This window comes from Burkholderia sp. 3C, from assembly GCF_054589155.1.
On record NZ_BAAILN010000016.1, the window covers coordinates 23,181 to 45,978 of the forward strand.

Annotated in this window: 13 protein-coding genes and 2 pseudogenes; 6 read left to right on the forward strand and 9 right to left on the reverse strand. The window is 56.8% G+C overall.

All coding sequences use genetic code 11. The features are described from left to right. Window positions 1–117 precede the first annotated feature (117 nt). Window positions 118–923 (forward strand): IS5 family transposase gene (locus ACYP33_RS02520; RefSeq protein ID WP_459619511.1). Its coding sequence is split into 2 segments (ribosomal slippage): window positions 118–448 and window positions 448–923, totalling 807 coding nucleotides; the frame shifts between segments, so codons are not numbered across the junction. Window positions 924–986: 63 nt separating this feature from the next. Here the strand turns inward: ACYP33_RS02520 and ACYP33_RS02525 are convergent. Next, window positions 987–2,618, reverse strand: a complete 1,632-nt coding sequence (locus ACYP33_RS02525; RefSeq protein ID WP_459619513.1) for a hypothetical protein — start codon at window positions 2,616–2,618, stop codon at window positions 987–989. Between the two features lie 501 nt (window positions 2,619–3,119). On the opposite strand from ACYP33_RS02525, the gene ACYP33_RS02530 reads away from it, so the two are divergent. Continuing rightward, window positions 3,120–5,405, forward strand: coding sequence for an ATP-dependent nuclease (locus ACYP33_RS02530; protein WP_459619515.1), 2,286 nt, complete (start codon window positions 3,120–3,122; stop codon window positions 5,403–5,405). Window positions 5,406–5,488: 83 nt separating this feature from the next. After that, complete coding sequence (locus tag ACYP33_RS02535) at window positions 5,489–7,273, forward strand: UvrD-helicase domain-containing protein (RefSeq protein WP_459619536.1); 1,785 nt, start codon at window positions 5,489–5,491, stop codon at window positions 7,271–7,273. Window positions 7,274–7,417: 144 nt separating this feature from the next. Here the strand turns inward: ACYP33_RS02535 and ACYP33_RS02540 are convergent, their stop codons facing one another. Beyond that, a complete protein-coding gene (locus tag ACYP33_RS02540) occupies window positions 7,418–9,022 on the reverse strand; it encodes a methyl-accepting chemotaxis protein (protein WP_459619538.1) in 1,605 nt (534 codons plus the stop codon). A 262-nt stretch (window positions 9,023–9,284) separates the two neighbouring features. Between ACYP33_RS02540 and ACYP33_RS02545 the strand changes: the two are divergent. Next, a pseudogene (locus ACYP33_RS02545) lies at window positions 9,285–9,976 on the forward strand (IS5 family transposase); the annotation flags it as partial. A gap of 88 nt (window positions 9,977–10,064) precedes the next feature. On the opposite strand, the gene ACYP33_RS02550 reads toward ACYP33_RS02545, so the two are convergent. Genes ACYP33_RS02550 through ACYP33_RS02565 form a run of 4 tightly spaced genes read right to left on the reverse strand, consistent with a single transcriptional unit; the run spans window position 10,065 to window position 16,119 of the window. Then, window positions 10,065–11,252 (reverse strand): hypothetical protein, encoded by a 1,188-nt coding sequence (locus tag ACYP33_RS02550; protein ID WP_459619517.1) that lies wholly within the window; start codon window positions 11,250–11,252, stop codon window positions 10,065–10,067. 43 nt (window positions 11,253–11,295) lie between these two features. Beyond that, complete coding sequence (locus ACYP33_RS02555; protein ID WP_459619519.1) at window positions 11,296–11,916, reverse strand: hypothetical protein; 621 nt, start codon at window positions 11,914–11,916, stop codon at window positions 11,296–11,298. After that, window positions 11,913–14,177 carry a hypothetical protein gene (locus tag ACYP33_RS02560; protein WP_459619521.1) on the reverse strand — a complete coding sequence of 755 codons (2,265 nt, stop codon included), beginning with the start codon at window positions 14,175–14,177 and terminating at the stop codon, window positions 11,913–11,915. Before ACYP33_RS02560 ends, ACYP33_RS02555 begins: the two co-directional genes overlap by 4 nt. Beyond that, the gene (locus ACYP33_RS02565; RefSeq protein WP_459619523.1) at window positions 14,155–16,119 is read right to left on the reverse strand and encodes a hypothetical protein; all 1,965 of its coding nucleotides are present in this window, start codon (window positions 16,117–16,119) and stop codon (window positions 14,155–14,157) included. The genes ACYP33_RS02560 and ACYP33_RS02565 overlap by 23 nt, the downstream gene beginning before the upstream one ends. Window positions 16,120–16,196: 77 nt before the next feature. Between ACYP33_RS02565 and ACYP33_RS02570 the strand changes: the two are divergent. Next, a pseudogene (locus tag ACYP33_RS02570) lies at window positions 16,197–17,558 on the forward strand (YifB family Mg chelatase-like AAA ATPase); the annotation flags it as partial. A gap of 317 nt (window positions 17,559–17,875) precedes the next feature. Here the strand turns inward: ACYP33_RS02570 and ACYP33_RS02575 are convergent. Then, entirely contained in the window at window positions 17,876–18,472 is a 597-nt protein-coding gene (locus tag ACYP33_RS02575) for a hypothetical protein (RefSeq protein WP_459619525.1), read from the reverse strand. 283 nt (window positions 18,473–18,755) lie between these two features. Between ACYP33_RS02575 and ACYP33_RS02580 the strand changes: the two genes are divergently transcribed. Beyond that, window positions 18,756–19,292 carry a TlpA disulfide reductase family protein gene (locus ACYP33_RS02580; RefSeq protein WP_459619527.1) on the forward strand — a complete coding sequence of 179 codons (537 nt, stop codon included), beginning with the start codon at window positions 18,756–18,758 and terminating at the stop codon, window positions 19,290–19,292. A 100-nt stretch (window positions 19,293–19,392) separates the two neighbouring features. Here ACYP33_RS02580 and ACYP33_RS02585 read toward each other — a convergent pair whose 3' ends face one another. After that, a complete protein-coding gene (locus tag ACYP33_RS02585; protein ID WP_459619529.1) occupies window positions 19,393–20,757 on the reverse strand; it encodes a sigma-54-dependent transcriptional regulator in 1,365 nt (454 codons plus the stop codon). A gap of 42 nt (window positions 20,758–20,799) precedes the next feature. Beyond that, window positions 20,800–22,798 (reverse strand): sensor histidine kinase (locus ACYP33_RS02590; protein ID WP_459619531.1); only part of this gene is annotated, 1,999 nt, incomplete at its 5' end.

The following is a 22,798-nucleotide window of genomic DNA, read 5'->3' on the forward strand; positions in this document are numbered from 1 at the left end:
CAATTCGGCCGAGTTTCCGATTAGCGCCCAGCCATCGGCACAGCGCCAACGCGCATGAATCTAAGAGTCGCTAACACAACCTGTACATGAAGCAGCGAAGGTCGTATCGTCTGCGGTATGGCAAGACGCAAAATCAGCAACGAGTTGTGGGTGTCGCTGGCACCTCTGATCCCGGAATTCACCCCCTCGCCCAAGGGCGGACGCCGGCGCACGGTCGATGACCGAGCTGCGCTCAACGGCATCCTGTATGTGCTGCAAACCGGCATCCCGTGGGAAGACCTCCCGCAAGAGCTGGGCTTCGGCAGTGGCATGACGTGCTGGCGACGTCTGCGAGATTGGCAAGCGGCCGGTGTATGGCATCGACTACACCTGGCGCTGCTGCGCAGGCTGCGTGAACACGACCAGATCGATTGGGAGCGAGCTAGCCTGGCTGGAGCCAGCGTCTCCAGCCCCCGGGGGGCCAGGAAACCGGCCCCAACCCGACTGATCGCGGCAAGCTCGGATCGAAACGACACATCGTCGTAGATGCACGCGGCATTCCTCTGGCCGTCACGGTCACGGGGGCCAACCGACACGATTCGATGGCATTCGAGTCCACGCTCGATGCCATTCCTGCCGTGCCGGGCCTGAATGGTCAGCCGCGCAAGCGAGCGGCCAAACTGCACGCCGACAAAGGATATGACTTCGCTCGTTGCAGGCGCTATCTGAGACAGCGCGGCATCAAGGCCCGCATTGCACGTCGCGGTATCGAAAGCCGCGAGCGGCTCGGCCGGCATCGTTGGGTGGTCGAGCGCACCCATGCCTGGTTCGCGGGATTCGGCAAGCTGCGGATTCGCTTCGAGCGGCGCCTCGATATTCATGCCGCTTTGCTTGTGCTGGCTGCCGCTGTCATCTGCGCGAGGTTCGTGGATGACTTGTGTTAGCGGCTCTAAATCTTGACGATGCAATAGCTGCGCGCGGAGCTGAAATTGACAATAATTTTTCGTTTACGATTTGTCCGAAATGTATCCCGTCGACTTCATTGTATTGATTATGGCAAACGGAGAGTCCGGAGAAGGCTCTAGCGACAGCACACTGTCTTCAGTAGGCTCAACGAAAAGCTCAATCAACTCGCCATCCTTAAAATCGTCTGGATTCTTCCTTGACCTAAAAATTACGTTCGAATATTGCACACTGACAGATCCAAGCGAGACGTACGTCCCCATAAAATTCAATGGTGTATCGAAAGGTCGAACAAGAGCAAAAGAGCGCGCCTCATTTTTCCCGACGATCTGTCGAAGCATCGCCACCTCCTGCTCTCCTTGCGGCACTACCTCCCAGGTGCCTGCTTCAATATCTCGCCCTCGCACAACAGGTCCGCCCAACAGCATCTCCCACACCCGAAACACTTCGCGGATTTCTTCAGCAGAAACACTAGCAACTTGGAATGGCAAATCTTTATTCCAAAACGATAGCAAATCTCGAACACGTTTCAAATACAAGAGGGAAGACCAAATCTCACCAAGTGATTTAGCGCTATATACTTTCTCTCTGGATCCAGAAATGACAGAAATCCCTTCAATTTCTAATGAAATCGAAATATCCCATCCTCTACACATGCATTCGAAATACCGATACAACCTATCAAAATAAGGCAGTTTGCGGAGCGTTCGATCGCGCCAGGTATCGTAGTGAAGTGTAACTTCGACATCCTGCTGCTGTCGCGCGAGTTCGGTCGCGTAATTATATCGATAGCGCATACCAAGAATGCCATTGAATGTGCTCCCCTCGAAGGTAATCGACTCATTTCCTCCGAAAATTTCACCAACGACATCATCCATAGCAAATACAGCTTGGCTTTCCGAGTTTTGAAGCGTTATTTTTTGCACCGCGCGTTGCCGGTAGCTAGCGGCAAACCTGACAACTCCATTTGAATCAGTAGGCATCAGTTCCAACAGAGCAGAACCGCTAAGCTGAATCTTGTCGGCACTCATCTCGACCGGAGTTCCATGGGCCTTAAGATCGCGCATCTTGGCGCGATATTCCACTTGATGGCTTGGAGCAATGCTCGCGGTGAATCGAACCGGCTCTTTGGCTCGAAGCGCAATATGGGTCGAATTTCCCACGGAGTTGACCTGGACCGCAAAGCGCGGGTCAAGACGCTCCAGCTCCGAAGCAGCCATGCGAGACATCGTGGCAACTGCGGTTGCAACAGATCGTCCCACCGGTGCCTTAAAAACTGTGGCACGCATCAGATCGTACTCGGCCCGAGCAATAGGAGACTCGCCTTGCTCCTCTAGTGCGGCCGTTTCGGCCTCTTGCTTCCACTGTCGCAGCAAAGCGATCGGAAAACGCGACTCGTCGAGATCAATTTTCCTTGCACAGTTGTTGCACAGCCAGATACCGTTATCGATACCTGCGCGTTGCTCTTGTGTCAGAGACGGGTCGTAGCGAGGTCCGCCTGGTGCGGCTGCTGTAATGTGCGCCGCTTGGCCGACGCTACTGACATCAAGGCTATTATCGGAGATTGGGGCGCTAGTTGGCTTACGACATCCCGGATTGGAGCAGTGGGTCCCAGCTCGCAAGCACAGCGCCATTTTAATTTTCTGTTTAAAATCGTCCCTTGCGCGTCTTCTCATACCACACGATCCTTTTGCCATATTCGTACCAGTCAATTTTCACTCAAAACATAAGAAAACGCATCATTAGCCACTCCAAAACTCTCGATTTTTGAGCCGATCCGCGACTTTTGGGGGTCTCTCCCGTTCCACCGCAGTGGGGGCGCCAGTCGGTCAGTGGTGACAACCGCCGCGCAGGATGCGTCCAGGCACAGGTGGGTGCCATCTAAAACCGCACGGCATTCAGAATGCATTTCGCTCGTCGCAACTGGAATACACAGAGCCTTCGGACGAATTTCTGCTGTTGCCTAACGCGTGCATTCTTGATAACCGAGCGTGCTTTCGACTATTAAAATGATGCGCCAGGGGCTTCCCGATTATTGGAATCTCGACTAAGCCGTTTATCGCGGGCGACGCGATGCCGATAGGGGCCTCCCATTTCACCGCAACCGGCCCATATTCCGCTAACATCTGATCCAGTCACATAATAGGAAATCGGGTAAATGACCAAGCGGGGGAAAGATGCACCTTAAGAAACTTGCTTTGCGCAATTTTCGACGTCTACACGACGTCGTGATCGATCTCGCTTCCGATATTTCGATATTTGTCGGAGCGAACAACAGCGGCAAGACATCGGCAGGACATGCGCTCCAGATCTTCACAGATCGAGGGAAGTTCAGCGTCCACGATTTTAGTGCCAACCTATGGCCACAAATCGTCGCGTATGGCGAGGGCGCTGATGACGTGACGCTACCAACAATTGAAGCCGATATCTGGTTTGAGATCACGGCGGATGACGTTCACCGGGTTGTCGATCTTCTCCCTAGCCTTACGTGGCAAGGCTCGCTAGTTGGCTTGAGAGTGGCCTTCGCTCCAGTAGATCCTGCGGCCACTCGCGCCCGATACCGGCACGCTCGGCAACTCGCGCTCGAAGCCATCGGTGAGGGGGCGGGACCCGACATTGATCCGTCGCCGCGCAATCTCCAAGATTTCTTGAGCGAGCAGATTCACAACGAGTACGAACTGCGTTACTTCGTGCTCGACCATACTCGCTTCAATGAAAGTATGCGCGCGGAGCCCGGCTATTCGCCCATGCCTCTGACAGGTCGCGACCGCACTGGACGCGAGATACTCAACGGACTGCTTCGTATCGATTTCTTGCATGCCCAGCGGCATCTGGCGGACGCACCAGGCAGTGCACGAGCCGAGACACTTTCTCGCGTACTAAGCCGCTTCTACGAGCGCAACCTAGAACAGAGAGCAACGGATCACGCTACGTTGCGGGCTCTGGCGGCGTCCGAGAGTTTGCTCAATGACCACCTTGAACGCGTCTTCGAGCCAACGCTACGACGCCTCGCTCAACTTGGCTACCCCGGCGTCAGTAACCCCAGACTGATGCTCCGCTCCGCCCTCAATCCAACTGCGATCATGAGCAGTTCAAACGGCACACGCGTGCATTACGCGCTCGGCCCAGACGATGGCGCGGCAGACCCACCGACCTTACCGGATAGCTACAACGGCCTTGGCTTCAAGAACCTGATCTTCATGGTGGTTGAGCTGCTCGATTTGCAGGCGCAATGGCTTGCGATCGAAGAGAATCGGCCACCGCTACACCTCATCTTTATCGAGGAGCCCGAGGCCCATTTACATGCTCAACTTCAACAGGCCTTCATTCGCAAGGTGATGTCCATCCTCACGCTGGATGAAGTTGAGCGAGTTCACTATACGAGCCAAGTCGTCGTCACGACGCATTCGACGCACATCTTGTACGAGCGCGGCTTCAAGCCAATTCGCTACTTCCGGCGAAACCGCTCGGCCGGCGTCTCAACATCGTCGGTCCTGAACATGTCGTCGTTTTATGACGCGACCGATCCCGACGTGCGCACCTTCCTAGAACGTTATTTGAAGCTCGCCCACTGCGATCTGTTCTTTGCTGACGGTGCAGTCCTCGTGGAAGGCAACGTCGAACGACTGCTGCTGCCTCAAATGATTACTAATGCTGCGCCCGGGCTCCAATCAACCTATTTGACGATCCTTGAGGTCGGAGGTGCTTTTGGCTATCGCTTCAAGTCACTGATCGAATTCCTCGGTATCACGGCACTTGTCATCACTGATCTCGACAGCGTCCATCCGCGACCGGCAGCGCTTGCTGGTGATCCCGAACCGCCCAACGATGACGCGGATGCAGCCCCGGCCGACGATCAGGAAGACGACGAAGATAACGACGATGGTGACGACCAGGTGGAAGGCAAGCCTGGCAAAGCATGCATCGCAAATCACCCTGATGCCGTCACCTCCAACCAGACATTGAAACAATGGCTGCCGAGGAAAGTATCCGTCGCTGATCTTTGGGCAGCCACGCCAGAACAAAAGACCCAGGCTCGCGAGGAGCACTGCGAGGCACTTGTGCGCGTTGCCTATCAGACGCGTATCGACGTCGAGTGGCTTGGGGAAACCCAATCTTTGTCCGGCCGAACGCTCGAAGAGGCTTTCGCACTGGAAAACTTGGAATGGTGTCAAAGCATTGACCGGAAGGCTCTGAAGCTCCGCATCGGAAATCCCAGAGGCAAAGACCTCACGGCTCTCGCTAAACGCATCTACAAGAAGGTACAAAGCAAGAGCTTCGGCAAAACGGACTTTGCTCTCGCTCTGCTGAGCGAGGATCCGACGCAATGGTCGGTCCCAACCTACATTGCTGAAGGGCTACAGTGGCTCGAAGGCGAAATCGCGCCTCTGGCTGAGCCAGATGGCGATGCGGTAGCCCCACCGGCCCCAGGTGACATCGTTCTCGATAGGGTGGCGGTATGACAAGCCGAATCGGAAGTCCAGATACCGAAGCCGATGTTGAGGTACGCCGCCGTCTCGGCGAGTCGCCACCTCGGTCGTTCGTGATGGTGGCCGGAGCCGGCTCCGGGAAGACCACATCGTTGATCAAGGCGCTCTCGCATCTCGGCGAGACGCGCGGGCCAGCGCTACGACGCGCCGGCCAACAAATCGCATGCATCACCTATACGGAAGTCGCTGTCGGTGAAATTACCGCCGATGTGGGAGCAACGGCACTATTCCACATCTCAACAATTCATAGCTTCCTTTGGAATATTATTCGCTCGTTCCAAGTAGATATCGGTGTCTGGGTCGCGGAACGCATAGGGGAGAAAATCGACGAGCGGCAGGCTCACATCAATAGGCCCAGAACACAAGCTGCGACCAAACTTCGTCTGGAAGGAGAAATAGCCGCCCTTCAAGACGAGCTTGCGGCAGTAAGCCAGGTGGAGAGGTTTACGTACGGAACAGGTAGCCGCTACTCCGAGGGCATCCTCGGTCACGACGATATCCTCAAGCTTGCGCCAGCCTGTATTGAGCGGCATGAATTGCTTCGTGAAATCGTAGCGCGCAGGTTTCCGTACATATTCGTCGACGAAAGCCAAGATACTCAAGAATCTATCATTGACGCACTCAGGCTCATTGCTCGTGAGCAGCCTCTTTGCGTGGGCTTCTTTGGCGACCCAATGCAAAAAATCTATGCGACAGGAGCAGGCGAAGTCACTCCTCTTCCCGAATGGGCACGCATAGAGAAGCCAGAGAATTTCCGCTGCCCAACCTCAGTGCTCAGCGTCATCAATAGGGTTCGTGAAGCTGGCGATGGGCTCGTACAAACAGGCGGTCGCACCGTGGAGAGAGCAGGCGAGCCGGAACCTGTTGTTGGGACAGCCAACATCTTCATCCTACCGAGCGATGATCATCGGACTGCCCATTTGAGACACGTGCGAGCTTGGTTAGCCGAGCAGACTGAGGACGAACTCTGGAACAGTGATCTTCGAAGCGGCGATGTCCGGCTGCTAGTCCTCGTACACCGCGAGGCAGCCAAACGGTTGGGCTTCGCTTCGCTCTACGCAGCACTGAATGACCGTGCTCCGTTGAGTTTAAGTGAAGGCATTACCGACGGAACAGCCTGGCCCCTCCGACCATTTGTTCAACATCTACTGCCACTGATCGCGGCGCGACGTGCGGGTGATCAATTTACGGTCATGTCGATCCTTCGTGCGGCAAGCCCCTGCCTGCGACCTGATAGGCTTCGCGCTGAACCGGTCGCGCCCCTGCTTGCAGCTCTGGAGGCGGCCGTCGAGGAGCTTGATGATCTACTAGCCGAAGGCTCAGAATCAACGGCCGGAGACATCCTTCGACATGTGCGAGAGAGCGAATTGTTAGAGCTTGACGACCGTTTTAGACCTCATTTTCAAGAGAACCCTGTCGATGATGGATCATCTGGATACGTAAACGTAGCAGCCTTCCTCGAAAGCAGCGTCGCCGAACTCTGGTCATACCTTCGATACCTGCGTGATGAGTCGCCGTTCGCGACACACCAAGGCGTAAAGGGTGCGCAGTTCGAGCGCGTATTGGTTGTACTGGACGAGGAGTCAACTCACAAACAGTACTCATACGGCAAGTACCTCGGATACGAACCACTCTCAGAAAAAGATGAATCGCATATAGCTGCGGGAGAAGAATCGGTACTCGATCGCACACGCAGGCTGTTCTATGTTTGCTGCTCTCGCGCAGTCAAAGATCTCGCAGTGGTCGTGTTCACCGCGAACGTAGAGGCTGCCCGAGCGGCATTGCTCGCATCTCAGCTGTTCCCCGCCAACGCGATCCGCGACATGAGAACGCTCAATTAGCCATTTATCTAGCAACGGCTCACGCCTATCGGCATGCAGCGAGCGGCTAATTGAACCGAATCGCTAGACAAGGGGTAGGCGAACTCCGCTCGCCTACCCCGATACCCTCTTTTTCATCGTCGACTCGCTGCAGGGGACAACGAACTAGCCCTGCATTGCGCGGTGACGGTGAGCCTCTCCCGAAAATTGATCGACTCTGAAAATGGTCACGGCTGCGCGTAGCGTCTCAGCCTGATCTGCCATTGCACGGGCAGCAGCACTGGCCTGCTCGACGAGCGCAGCATTCTGTTGCGTGACCTCGTCCATCTGACTGACTGCCACGTTGACTTGTTCAATTCCCATAGTCTGCTCTATCGAGGCAGAAGCGATTTCACTCATGATGTCGCTGGCACGCTGCACAGAACGAACAACGTCATTCATCGTCTTTCCGGCACCGTGTACTAGTTCCGACCCGACATGTACATGCTGCATCGATACGTCAATAAGTCCCTTGATCTCCCTCGCCGCTGCTGCGCTGCGCTGTGCAAGGGTGCGCACCTCTCCAGCAACGACAGCGAAGCCACGCCCCTCCTCTCCCGCGCGAGCGGCTTCGACGGCAGCATTGAGTGCAAGAATATTAGTTTGAAAGGCGATACTCTCGATCACCGAAATAATCTGAGAGACCTTCGATGAGCTCGATGAAATATCGTTCATGGTACTCACGACGCGATCCACGACGTGTCCGCCTGCCGCGGCCGCTTGTGACGCGGCCCCTGCAATCGAGCTGCCTTGACGTGCGTTGTCGGTGTTCGCCTTGACCGTGGCGGTCAGTTCTTCCATGCTTGCAGCTGTTTCTTCGAGCGAGGCAGCCTGCTCCTCAGTACGCTGGGATAGATCAAGATTGCCCTGCGCAATCTCATCAGCCGCAGCCGCAATGGACTCAGCCGATACCTTTATTCCCAAAACAATTTTGGTCAGGCTGCTGCGCATCGCCTCAAGTGAGGCGACCAGACTGCCTGTATCTCCGGGCGCAACTGGAATGGCTACAAGGAGATTTCCGGCCTCGATTTCTCCAGCGATCTTCTGAGCATCGCTGGGTTCGCAACCGAGTTGCCGCAGCACGCTACGTGTCAGAGCAACAGCAGTAATAACTGCTAAGGTTATAGCCAGCGCCACCAGTGTGCCAACCAGAATACGGACGTTGCGGTATGTAGTGATAGCGTCGTTGCGCGCCTCGATGCTCTCTTGGTCTTCCCGGCTTGCCAATTCGACAGCCTTCAGCAGCCATGCGAGTTGAGGCGCCCGCGTCTCGTGAATGATCGTCTGAGTGGCGACGTCAATCTGGTTCGCTACCGCCTGATCAACGGCTTTGTTCATAGCCGGCACCGCAAGCGCTTCGTCGTGATCGATCTGAACCATCATGTGACGTTCAGTTTCCGTAGTGCCGGGCTCATCAGCGAACATCTTACGTAGTTGTGCAGCCGAGTCTGCGTAGATCTTCTCCTGCTTATGGATGCGCTCAACCTCTTTGAGCACGTCCTGACGGTCCTGCAACAGAACAAGGTTCCGCACGGCGATTGCACGGTCCTGGATCGATGCTTTCAGCTCGTTGGCAAGTCGCGACTCGGTGTTGTTCACTCGGGCGATATCATCCATTCGGATGTTCATTCTCGATAGCCCGAAAAATGCGATAGCAGCGACGCCGATTAGCAAGAGCGTCAGGAGTGAAAATCCCACAATGAGACGAGTTGAAATTTTTATGTTGCGCATTTGCACGAATAAATTTTAAAGACTGAGAAATGGAAATTCATTCGCAATAACGGCGCAAGCAATGATTTCTGAAGGCTACCTCGCTACACGGAACATCCACAAAACCATAGAAGATCAAATAGAACGCAATTAATTGCAAATTTTAAAATAATCATACAAACCCCGATTGGACACCACGAGACGTCTAGAGCCGTTGTCTGAAACACCGTACACGACCACTTGCCTAATAGCCGCTAACACAACCTGGACATGATGCTGCGAACGCCGTAATGATCGAGCAGCCCTGAACGGCATCCTCTATGTGCTGACCGGTATCCCTTGGGAGGACCTTCCGCAGGAGCTGGGCTTCGGCAGTGGCATGACGTGCTGGCGACGTCTACGGGACCAGTTGGCCGCCGGCGTGTGGGAACGGCTACATCTGGCGATGCTTCGTCGGCTGCGTGAGCACGACCAGATCGATTGAGAGCCGGCAAGCCACGATGGAGCCAGTGTCTCCAGCCCCCGGGGGCCAGGAAACCGGCGCCGACCTGACAAATCGGGGAACGCTCGGATCGAATCGACATATCGTCGTAGACGCTCGCGGCGTCCCTCTGCTACCACGGTCACCGGTGCCAACCGACACGACTCGATGGCGTTCGAGCCGATGCCATTCCGGCAGTGCCGGGCTTAACGGTCAGCCGCGCAAACGTCCGAGCAAGCTGCAAGGGCTATGACTTTGCTCGTTGCCGACGTTATCTGAGACAGTGCGGCATCAAGGCCCGCATCGCCCGTCGCGGCGTGGAAAGCAGTGAGCGACTCGGACAGCATCGCTGGGTCGTCGAGCGCACGCATGCCTAGTTCACCGGACTCGGCAAGCTTAGGATTCGCTTCGAACGACGCCTCGACATTCATGCCGCTCTGCTTGTCTTGGCTGCCGCCGTCATCTGCTCGCGATTCGTGGATGACTTGTGTTAGCGACTCTAAGAATGATACGAGTTTAAGCTACGTCCATGGCAAATGGGATGCGGGCGACTATTGCCCGGTCCAGATTGCGACTGATAAGTCAGCGCTGACGCTTGCGACTTAATAGCCTGGTCTGGTTCGCACTGGTATATGCCTTGATGGAGTCGATATTATGATGCCCTAAATCATGCGAAACTGCGGCTGAGATTGAATCGGAACTCGTATCGAGACCCAACTTCAACCTTGCATCTGTCTCAGCCGCGATGGCGTCATTGACAAATTTAGTTCTCAGACTGTGCAGCGCAGCCCGTTTTTCAACACCAATTGCAGAAAACGCCTTTCCAAAAATAGTCGAAATAGTTTTATCCTCAAGCGGGCAACCATCCCTAGCGGATATAAAGACAGGGCCGACTCCCGAAACTTGACGCCAACCCATTTCTTCGACAAGCGTCTGCCTTGGACCACGGATAAATTCCACAATCCGAAAAACCAACGCCGGTGGAATATAGAACGAATCGAGATAGCCATTTTTTTGCTTCGCTGGCACGCAAATAAGTCCACGATCAGTCATTTTATCTAATGAAAAATCCGAAAACTGATCGCATGTCAGAGAATTAATTGACCCTCGGCGCCATCCAATTCGATCAGCGATATCCATTATTAAATTATTTCTAATGGCGACGTAGTCCGTAAAATTTTCAAAAAAATAGTGCCTCAACGCATCCACATTCTTCTGCGTCGCCTCGTATCCGCGCGGTTGACGTGCCCGTTCACCAACACGCCGATACAGTAGTGGATATCGATATTTAGAGCCCCCTTCATTCAGCGGATTTTTTCTAATATTTATATCTTCTGATTTTAGAGAGGTGGTAACCGCACCGTGCTCTCCACCAAAAAAATTAGCAAATCTGTTTGAAAATTGATACCAATTAAGAAAATTATAGATGTGCACTAACTTCCGATTCACCGTACGTTTCGCTACGGCGTCTTCGTGACTCGAATTCCATCGAGAACGTACGACCTCGAACTCCTCGTCACGAAACGCCTCCATAAGAGCATCAGTAGACGCTTGAAATTCATCAACTTGCTTTTTTCGATCTACAGCGAACTTTTTAATAAGAAAATTTCGATATGTGGTCACTGATCGCAGCGCCGCATCAATACTCGATGGCTCAAGAAAAAGAGTTTCTGTTAAAAATATTGCATAGTTTACCAAACTCCACACAATCATACCTGCGCGCAAATCATATGCTACAACATAAGCCTTTCCATCAATAATTTTCACCACGAGCTTAGTGGCTCCATCAAATTCCTCGGAATTACCGCGTCGGCTATCTAAGCTTAGAAATTTTCGCACTTTTGACACCTTCTCTTTGACTTCGCGCTAGCTCCAACTGCTCGCGAAAATGACGTTTGAGATTATCATGCAGGTGGTTTGCGCTATCGCGCTCGCGCATAAGATTGTTCATCTGCATGCGCATGTTAATTAACTCCCTCTCAAGTATATCGATTTGTCTTTGGGCCTGCGCGAGCATCCTCTTGGCTTTATTCTTCTCGTTTCGCCCATCTTCCGACGCCGAGGCATTAATCAAAACATATAATTCGTCAATCGCACGCTTGGCCCGCATCTTAAGCGGCAGGTGACGCCCCAGCGTCCCGTTTCCGATCGCCCTTATTTTAGGCGGAACCTCTTTCATCAATTCACAAAGCGCTTTTGCGTCACACCACGCCTCAAACTGCCTGATCGACTTCGGAATATAAACTTCCCCTTGCGCACGCACCATATTTTTAATATTTGGCACAATACTATCGCCTTTTTCACACCAAGAGATCAAGCGCTCCAATAGCTCTATCTTAATCAGAATATTATCTCTTGCATTTTCCTCAGAAAGGAATGCAACGGTTGGCTTACGCCCTGGCGTCCTAAGCTTACCCGCTCGTTCATTCTTCACGTTGGCACTCCCAAGCGCTCACTTATAAGCACTATGGCAGAGCTGAGATCCGACAACTCAGTCTGCTTACGTTCTAGAGCAAAACCTTCATGAAGGCCGCTAGCAATTTCATTCAAAATTCGGCTCTCATCAGCGCGAAGGCTCTGCAAATATTCCACTTTTGTTAGATGGTACATGCATCCACCACATACCTTTGGGCTGGCATGCTCGAAATGTGCAATCCCATCCTGGGCTGAATAACAGTGCGCTCTATTTTTTTGAGGCGCCGATCCTAGCATGCACTCGCCGTGTGGATAAGGACGCGGAAAATGCCCACGACGTCTCACCGCTTTAAGTACGGCGTCGTTGATATCAATATTTTTAAATGATGTTAATGTGCAAAATTTAAGATGCATTCGCCTAACATATTTCGCAAATCCACCTGCAAATCTCTGCCCCGCCAACACACCATAAACCTCTTCGGCCATCTTCTCCTCACCAACAGCTCTCATTTCTTTCTCTAAATCAGAATCATTATCCATGAATGCTCGCCGGCGATCTTCCGCCTCAGTCGGCATTACAAAGAAAATTGACTCCACATCCCTCCTTGACACCGGGTCTGTCAGATAAATTCTTGTCGCTTGCAAATCGAAATGTGCCAATTGATGCTGAACAGCCACAATATCGCTATTTTCATAACGATAATAAAATATAAGTGCGTACATCCGGCGGAAGACACGCGAGTCCCCGAAAATATACTGCCCCTCCATTCCTGCCTCACTCAACAAATCAGTCGTATCGCGAACAGGACAAAAGCCGGCATATTGTCTGAAGTCAAACCACCGGAACTCATCACCTATTCCGTCCTGCAAACTAAACCTTCTATAGGAGAACAAGGGGATGCGATGATAAGCAATCTTCGATATCGCCGAGCCCCGAGCTTTATCAATACGAAGGAAGTTGCGCTGTATGTTTTCCAGCGTTCTGATCGCTAGACATGTCGTGTCATTGACAAAATATGGGATTCTCGATTGATGAGTTTTTTCTATATAAAAATCTACCTGATATATGCCCAACGCTTCACTATGAACAGATACTGCCCCGCACATCAGCCCAAACAATCGCCCGTCTATCTCTCCTTTCCTCCGTCCGTTCATGAACGCGATGAGAACGAAGCAGGCACCCTGAATATGAGTAATGATACTTCTCAACGAATACCTATGCCCCCCCCTCCTGGCATCCAGACAGTTTAATGAGAATGGAAATGGGAGTGCGGCCACTAGTTTTTTATATGAATCCGTTTGCGCAAGCTTCTTGATTTCGCTAGTGCGAATCGCGTGATCAAATGTCCTCTGGGAATTTTTGACATTTTTCTCCACACAGGTCACATATTCATCGAGGAGCGGCAATAACAAGGGAGCTCGCTGGTACAACCAAATCATGCAAACTCGAAACAATCTTCCAGCCACGCCTGCTGAGATATTTCTTGTTCTCGAATCAGGGAGCCCAAACGCCTTCGCCATTCTATAAGAGTCAGGGAATGGACGAAAGCTTGTCCCAAACGCAGGATTTGCATGAAATAAAAAATTTATATTCACAAAAATTCCGTTATATCTACCTCTTGAATACCTACGATCCGCACCATCGATGCACCCATCCGAATCGGCGCGATTATTGTTATTAGAATAAACAACCTCAAACAGCGACAACAGATAGACCTTTGGAATTGTGTAATTCGTATTTATTCGCTTAGCCAGATGCTTAGGCAATTCGCCCTCCACATCAACGACCGTCACTCCCGCGTTGATGACTCGACTTTCCAGCAGCAACACTTCAGGCCACCATCCACGCCGAAGACCATGAGCAAACTCAACAAAATGCTCTTCCCTCATTGCATCTATTGTCGTAATATCCTTTACCCAAAAGGATTCAAACAAGAGAATAATATCCCTAACGAGTCCGCACACCCGGTCGGTCCTTGAAGCGGCTGCCCTATTACTAGATAAAAGTGCATCGATCGAGCAAAACAATGCTGCAGCAAGTTGCGGGCATTGCGCCAAAGGCATTGGCGCAACATAAAACCCATTAGGTGGCATGTAAATTTTTCGAAGATCGAATTCTCGATACTGATGCTCCTCTTGTCGAGCCTCAGCTCGGCGGAGCCTAATCACCCACTCCGGCGTGATAGAAAGATCATTATTAACAACTTCAAAGTTTAAATCAGTGACCGCAAACCTCTTTGCCCCAGCCTTGCTACCCTTAAGCGCCTTTTCTTCCTTCATTGAGAGACCTCACTATTGGCTCAATCACCGACCAATAACTACTGCTCCTTATATACGCCTTCAGCGAAATATTAAATAACATCGCGGGGGCGTGCCACTTATGAAAAGCCTCTTCGTTTTCAGAAAGCAAACTCCGCCAACGCTTGGCGTAATACCAAGAGGTTAACCAAACTTCCTCCACTCGTTTTTTCCCGATAATCAGCTTGTTGCGTTTACACCCTTCGCCCGCATGACAATTCTTTGCATCACAAATCCCATTGGTGAGCCAGCGGGGTTCCGGCGGATCAAATGGCGCCTCGCAGCCAGTGCCGTCTCCAATAGGGAAAAGCAAATTATCATCAACCAAGTTTGGATCGAATTTATCGGCAAAAAAAATCTGCTCTTCTGAAATGGCGAACTTTATCGTCGCATCAATTCGCCTCTGAAACTCAAGATTCATGGAGCTACTTTGATAATTCGCAGTAGCATTCATAAAATATGCTCCCGTCGTGCTTTCTGACTTGTGACCTGCGCCATCCCTTATTGCGCGGATAGTTCTATCACTGGAAATCCTATCAAGCACCAGCATATGCGTCCGCACCTGAGAATCACCAAACCAATCCATTCCGATTCTCGTAAGTAAATTCTTCTTTTGACCATCAAAGTAAGTAATCGGATTTTTCATCTTATCTTGATAATTGGGACGGCTTTTCGCAGGCCACGCAAACCATAACCGCTGCTCATCATCAAAAATATGACCAAATCTTTTTATTTGCTCAAAATTCCACAATACAAGCTCTATAGCCTCATACGCCGACATATTTTCTTTTGTAATATCTATGATAGGAGTATCTTGATCAACCCTGGACTTAAAGCCTTGCAAAGTAAAAATACCATTCTCCAATTTCACTTTATCCCTGGTGACCTCACGCAGCGATGACCCATTAAATCGGGTGTGACTCAAAATCGGATAAAATGCAGCAACAACCTCTCTCGAGAGCGCAAACTGCGTGAGGTATAAAATTTCGCGCGCCGGCACACCCATGCGCCAGCTTTTCGGGATATTCAGTAAGTTAAAAATTCTTTCGTTAATGAGACTATCGTAGTCTTTACCCTTATATAAAGGGTATCGAGGAAAATTGACATCACTAATCAAACGAACGACCGACGATATAATCGCTTCATCAGCGCATTTTCTTAGGCCCCGGATGTCTTCCAAACGATTGACTTGAAGCAAATAACCTTTTACCAACTTTAATTCATAAAAGCTTGGCTTGTAATGAGCCAATTCAATCATCTGCGCCCTTATACCGCGCCAAAACCTTAATTCGTCGAGGCATCCGTTTCGGAGCCGATCGATATCCCTTGTCATACGGTCAATTTCACGCTCGCGCAACTGCGATAGATTCTCATGCGGCATAGCACCGATCGGATTTGCCTGCACTCCATCCCGGACATCGCCCGGCTTATCGCTCAGCGTCTGAAAATGCCCGCCATCATATCGGAACCGAGATCGAAACTTGAGATCTCCTGGGCTTACTGACTCGCGAAATGTGTCCCGCACCGGACGGATCACCAACTTTCGGAAAATCATGGACGTACTACTTTTAGTTCGCTCCGACCAATGTCTAAAGTCATCTGAAGCAATGCAATCTTCTAGAGCTCTAAAACATGCATTGATTTCATAGCGTCCAATATCCCTGGTGGGTAGCACCAAATATGCTCTGGGTGCAGGCGTCAAACATGCAATTCCGATGATTCGGAGGAAACGCTGGAAGTCCCCAGTCTCATGTGGAACCGTCTCCGATTCTTTTGAAAGGATCCTAAGCACTTGATAGGCCCAAGACGCCACGGGCAGGCGCAACTTCTCCACGTCCAGTCGATCGGCGCCAGAGTTCCGTCGAGCGTAAATGGTTCGCTCTGTTCTGAAGACGAGATCGCCCGTCGCAAATGAACTATCCATAGTGCTCTGAGTTCCTTCGTTCGAAAGCCGCTTGTACTAATGGTAGGTGTACCGAGTGTAAAATCAAGGCGACATTCCGCATCACCGTCAACCTGGCGCCAGCCGATCTGCCCAAGGAATCGGGGCGATTCGATCTGCCGATCGCGCTCGGCATCCTCGCCGCGAACGGCGATCTGCCGCCGGCCTCGCTCGACGGGCGCGAATTCGCGGGAGAACTGTCGCTGACGGGCGCGTTGCGGCCGATGCGCGGCGCGTTCGCGATGGCCTGCGGAATCGCACGCGGCGCGCTCGCGTCCGACGGCCCGCTGCCGACGCGCACGCCCGAGCTGTATCTGCCGCTGGCCAGCGCGGCCGAGGCGGCGCTCGCACCGGGCGTAACTGTGTATGGCGCGGCCGATCTGCCGGCGCTCTGCGCGCATCTGAACGGCGCCGCCGACGCGCGCCTGAGCCCGATCGCCGTCTCGCCGCCCGATGCCGCACCCGATGCCACCGCGCCCGATCTGGCCGACGTGGTCGGGCAACAGGGTGCGAAACGCGCGCTCGAAATCGCGGCGGCCGGCGCGCATCACCTGCTGATGATCGGGCCGCCCGGCGCCGGCAAGTCGATGCTGGCCGCGCGCCTGCCGGGCCTGCTGCCGCCGATGACGGACGACGAGGCGCTGACCTCGGCCGCGCTGCTGTCGGCGAGCCGGCTCGGCTTCTCGCCCGCGCAGTGGCGCAGGCGGCCGTTTCGCACGCCGCATCATTCGTCGAGCGCGGCGGCGCTGGTGGGCGGCCGCAATCCGCCGCAACCCGGCGAGATCACGCTCGCGCACCACGGCGTGCTGTTTCTCGACGAATTGCCCGAATTCGACCGCCATGTGCTTGAAATGCTGCGCGAGCCGCTCGAAGCGGGCCGCATCACGATCTCGCGCGTGGCCCTGCAAGCCGATTTCCCCGCCGCCTGCCAACTGGTGGCGGCCATGAACCCGTGCCCGTGCGGCTGGCGCGGCGATCCGTCGGGCCGCTGCCGTTGCACGCCGGATGTGGCCGCGCGCTACCTGCGAAAGTTGTCCGGGCCGCTGATGGATCGCATCGATCTGCAGGTCGCACTGCCGGCGCTCTCCCCGGCCGAACTGGCCGAACGCGGCGTGACGCCGGCCGAGCCGAGCGCGGCCGTGGCGCGGCGTGTGGCCGCAGCCCGCGAGCGCCAGTTGGCTCGCCAGGGCAAGACCAACCAGATGCTCAGTGGCCGCGAAACGGACGCGTTCTGCCGCCTCGATTCCACCGGCGAACGTCTGTTACGCGAGGCGGGCGAGCGCTTCCATTGGTCCGCGCGGGCGTATTACCGGGTACTGAAAGTTGCGCGCACGATCGCCGATCTAGCCGGCGATACCGATCCGGACGCCGCCCAGATCGGCGAGGCAATCCGCTACCGGCGGGCTGTCGAGTTGGTCTGAATCGAAAAAGCGGCCTGTCAAGACTTGACTTATACACATTTACAGGAATCGAACGTCGTCGCCGCAAGGCATGCGGCGTGCCTGAAAGGACCGACGCAAGGCATTGAATTGTCAATCGTTTTTTAAGAAGCAAAAAACGATGAAAACCATTTGAAAGCACTCGGCGCCGGCTGTGCCGGGGCGGGGTGAGGGTTGTCAACAAAGTTATCCACACCCGCTGTGGATAGCGGAAAAGTCCAGGAAAATCCGGCGATTAGCGTGGCTTCCTGCGAGCAGACCTTCAATTCGTCAACAAATTGCGCGGTGCCGCGCATCCTTCAGTCGAGCTTGAACGAGCCGAAGAACGAGTCGAGCACGTCGGCCGGCAGCGGTGCGTCGGCGATCGCGACGGCCTGATAGACATGCGTGCCGCGCGCGACGAGCCGCGCCACCAGCGTCTTGCCGGCTGCCGCGCCCTGCGCACCCGATGCCGTGCCGGCCGGCTCGCCGTTCACGGTCAGTTCGATGCCCGGCACCGTGCCGCCGGCCGCGAGCGGCACCGTCACCTCGCGCCGGGCCGCGGGCGCATGCAGGTTGCGCGACAGCGCGGCGCGCAGCACGTCGAGCGCCGCCTGCCGGGTGGCCGGGTGCGCATCGGGCAGCATCACCGTGCCGACCGCGAACACCGCGCCGCTCACGTGCGCGGCCTGCATCCGCATCGTCATCGGTGCGCCACCAATGGTGATCTCGCGCGCGTCGAGCGTCGGCTTGGCCGGCAGGTCGATCGTGTAGCCGGCGTCGTTGTGAAGCGTGCGCCAGTCGAGCGCCGGCGAGCATGCGGCCACGAGCAGCGCCGCCATTGCGAGCACGGCCGAACGCCGCGCCAGGCGGCGGACCATCGTCATGCGGTGGGTGAAGAAATGGGGGACGGACATGGATCGGCTCAACGGCCATCGGCAAGAGGAAGCATCGAGCCGCCATTATCGTCGTCCGGCGCGGCCTCGCGCCCCGAAATGCCCGGCATAAGCGAACGATGCCCAAGCCGCGCCGCCGCTGCCCGGAAGCCGCGCCGGCCGTGCCATTCCGGGTATCGAGCCGAGCACCCTCCGCAACCGCTGGGGCGCCCACGCCTACCGATATCCGTCATGTTTTGAGGCTACAATGATCGCCGCCGTGCGCCTGTGCCGCGCGGCCCCGCAGTCTTCCGAGGTACCGACGATGAGCCAAGCCCCCGTTTCCCCCCGCCGCGCGAGCCCGCTGCGCTATGTCGCGATCGCGGCCGTCGCCGTGGCGATCGCCGTGGCCGGCTACTTCGCCCTGAACGGCAAGTCGAGCGTGCCGGACGCCACGTTCACGCTGCTGTCCGGTCAGAAGGTCTCCACCGGCTCGGATCTGAAGGGCAAGGTCTACCTCGTCAACTTCTGGGCGACCAGTTGCGAGACCTGCATGAAGGAAATGCCGCAGATGGTCGACACGTACAAGCGCTTCAAGGACCAGGGCCTCGAATTCGTCGCGGTGGCGATGAACTACGATTCGCCGGTGTACGTCTCGAACTACGTCAAGACGCGCCAGTTGCCGTTCAAGGTCGCGTTCGACGACGGCTCGCTCGCCAAGCAGTTCGGCAACGTCCAGCTCACCCCCACCACCTTCGTGGTCGACAAGGACGGCAAGATCCTGAAGCGCTACGTCGGCGAACCGCAGTTCGCGGAACTCGACCAGCTGCTGCAAAAGGCGCTCGGCAACAGCAACGCCTGAGCGAGCGCTCCACACCCGGTTCGGCAAAAAGCCGGCCGCGCCTTCCTGGCGCCGCCGGCTTTTTTGTCGCCCTCAACCCTTACCCCGAGCTTGCCCCGGGTCAGCGCTCGTTGTCGCCCTTGGTCGACAAACCGTAGCGCTTGATCTTCTCGTAGAGCGTGGCCTTGCCCAGATGCAGCCGGTCGGCCGTGGCGGCCACGGCGCCGCCTGTTTGCGTCAGCGTGTCGGCGATCACGGCGCGCTCGAACTGCTCGACGCGCTCCTTCAGCGACTGCTCGCCGCCCGCCACGTCGCGCGCCTCGGCTGCGCCGCCCGCCTCCAGCACGCCCTCGGTCACGCCGAGCACGAAGCGGTCGGCCGCGTTGCGCAGCTCGCGCACGTTGCCGGGCCAGTCGCGCTGCATCAGCCCTTCGCGTTGACGGTCGGTCAGGTGCGGCGCGGGGCGGCCGTAGCGCACGGCCGCATCGAGCATGAAGTGCTCGAACAGCGGCACGATGTCCTCGCGGCGCTCGCCCAGCGGCGGCAGCGCGATGGTCACCACGTTCAGGCGATACAGCAAATCCTGCCGGAACGTGCCGGCCGCCACGTGCTCGCTCATGTCGCCCTTGGCGGCGGCCACCACGCGGCAATTCACGCGAATCGGCTGGTTCGCGCCGAGCCGCTCCAGCACACCGTCCTGCAACACGCGCAGCAGCTTGACCTGCAACGCGAGCGGCATGCTCTCGATCTCGTCGAGAAACAGCGTGCCGCCCGACGCGTATTCGAGCTTGCCGATCCGCCGCTTGGCCGCGCCCGTGAACGCGCCCGGCTCGTAGCCGAACATCTCCGATTCGAACATCGGCTCGGGCAGCGCGCCGCAATTGACGGCGATGAACGGCTTGTCGCGACGCGGCGACATCTCGTGCAGGCTGCGCGCGATCAGTTCCTTGCCGGCGCCGGTGTCGCCGTTGATCAGCACCGAGGCGTCGGTGGGCGCGACGTTCGCGATCAGCCGGCGCACCTGCTCGATGGCCGGGCTGCGGCCGATGATGCGCGGCGCGACCACGCCCTGCACCGCCAGCTCGCGGCGCAACGCCAGGTTCTCCAGCACCAGCTCGCGGCGTTCGAGCGCGCGGCGCACCGTCTCGACCAGGCGCTCGGCCGGAAACGGCTTCTCGATGAAATCGTAGGCGCCGTCGCGCATCGCCTGCACGGCCATGGTGATGTCGCCGTGGCCGGTGACGAGGATCACCGGCACGTCCGTCGCGCGCTCGCGGCATTGCGCGAGCAGTTCGAGGCCGCTCGCGCCGGGCAGGCGGATGTCGGACACCACCACGCCCACACGCTCGCCGAGGATCGCCTTCTCGGCCGCTTCGGCCGAGCCGAACCCGGTCACGTCGAACCCGGCCAGTTGCAGGCTCTGCACGGCCGCGCGACGCACGAGTTCGTCGTCTTCGATATAGATAACCTGGAGGCGGTTCGCCATGTGTGTCACCCGATGTGAATCGATATTGCGGACGGCGCCGCGCTAGCGGCCGACGGCGAAAGCCTGCGGATGATGCGTGCGGGCGCGGCGCAGCGTCAAGACGAACACCGCGCCGCCTTCGGGCGCGTTGCGCGCGACCAGCGCGCCGCCGGCATCGCTCGCGATCGACGAGGAAATCGCCAGGCCCAGGCCCAGGCCGCGCCCCATTTCCTTGGTGGTGAAGAACGGCTCGAACAGGCGCGGCAGCAGTTCGGGCGGCACGCCGGGGCCGTTGTCGGCCACCGTGATCGCGATGCTGCCCGCCGACGCCTCGATCAGCACCGCGATGCGCGGCGACGGCACGCCGGCCACCGCGTCGAGCGCGTTGCCGAGCAGGTTGATCAGGATCTGTTCGAGGCGCAGGTCCTCGCAGATCGCGACCAGATCGGGATATTCGAGCGCGGGATCGAAGCGGCCGTCCTGGCCGGGATGCATCGCGTCGTCGATTCGCACGTCGAGCGTCACCGCCTGCAAGCGCTCGCGCAGCAGCGACGCGACGTTGCCGAGCGCCCGCGACACCAGCGCGCGCTCGTTGCGCGGCCGCGCGCGGCCGACGAACAGCTTGAGCTGATTGGTGATCTTGCCCATCCGCTCGGTCAGCGAGGCGATCGCTTCGAGGTTCTCGCGCGCCGCGCCCTGCTCGCCGCGGTCGAGCAGCACGCGCGTGTTGTCGGAGAAGCTGCGCAGCGCCGCGAGCGGCTGGTTCAGTTCGTGCGTGATGCCGGCCGCCATCTGGCCGAGCGCGGCGAGCTTGCTGGCCTGCACCAGTTCGTCGTGCGCCGCGCGCAGTTCGAGCTCGGCGCGGATCCGGTCGCCCACTTCCTTCTGCAATTGTTCGTTGGCCTGCGACAGGTCGGCGGTGCGTTCGGCCACGCGCTGGTTCAGTTCGGCATAGGCGTTCTGCAACAGCGCGCGGCCCCGGATCATTTCGTTGACGCGCGCGCGGCGCATGCGCCAGTAGAACGCCAGCAGGCACAGCGAGATGAAGCCGAACGCCGTCACCACGGTGGCGTTGCGCGCATCGGTGTCGACCGGCTCGATCGGCGCGAGCGTGACCAGTTGCCAATCGGGTTCGCCGAGCCGGCGCTGCGTGGCGAGGTAGCGCGGCGCGCGCAGGCCCTTGCCGATCCGCACGATCTCGGCGTCGCTGCCGAGCACCTTCTCCACTCGAATCGGCACCGGCGTGACGGGCTGCTGCGCGTACTGGCGCGTGGCGAAAATGGAATCGGCCACCGAGCCGGTCAGCGGCTTGAGCGTGTGGTATTTCCAGGCCGGCACCGAGGACAGGAAGATCACGCCGTGATCGTCGGCCACCACCAGCGGCTCGGACGCATCGGCGCCCTGGAACCATTCGAGGTTGAGCTTGACGACGGCCACGCCGACGATGCGCCCGTTGCGGCGCACCGGTTGCGAGATGTAGTAGCCGGGATCGTGCGATACCGTGCCGATGCCGAAGAAGCGGCCCACGCCGCCCTTGATCGCATCGAGGAAATACGGCCGGAACCGGTATTCGGCGCCGACGAAGCTGTCCGGGTCGCGCCAGTTGCTGGCGGCCACGCAATGCCCGTCCGCACCGATGATGTAGATCGTGGTGGCGTGGGCGTGGTGATTGAGGTCGTCGAGGTAGCGGTTGGCGCGCTCGACATAGCCGGGGATGTTCGCGTTGGCCAGCACGTCCTGCACGAACGGGTGGCCGCCGAGCAGGTACGGCAGCGATTCGTAGCGATCGAGCGTGCTCTTGAGCGCACTCGTGGTGCGATCGACGCGCACCGCCGCGTTGCGGCGCAGGTCGTCGACGCCGCGCTGCCAGGTGATCGTCCAGGTCAGCGCGCAGGCGGCGGCCAGCAGCGCGACGAGCACGAGCAGAACGAGCAGGCGGCGCTTCACGTTCGCGATTTCCGGAAAATGGGAATCGCCTATTGTGGCATAGCCGCCCGGCCCAAATGCGGCGGGGCCGACCCCGCCGCGCGCCGAAGCGCCGCCGGAACCGGCCCCGCCGGGC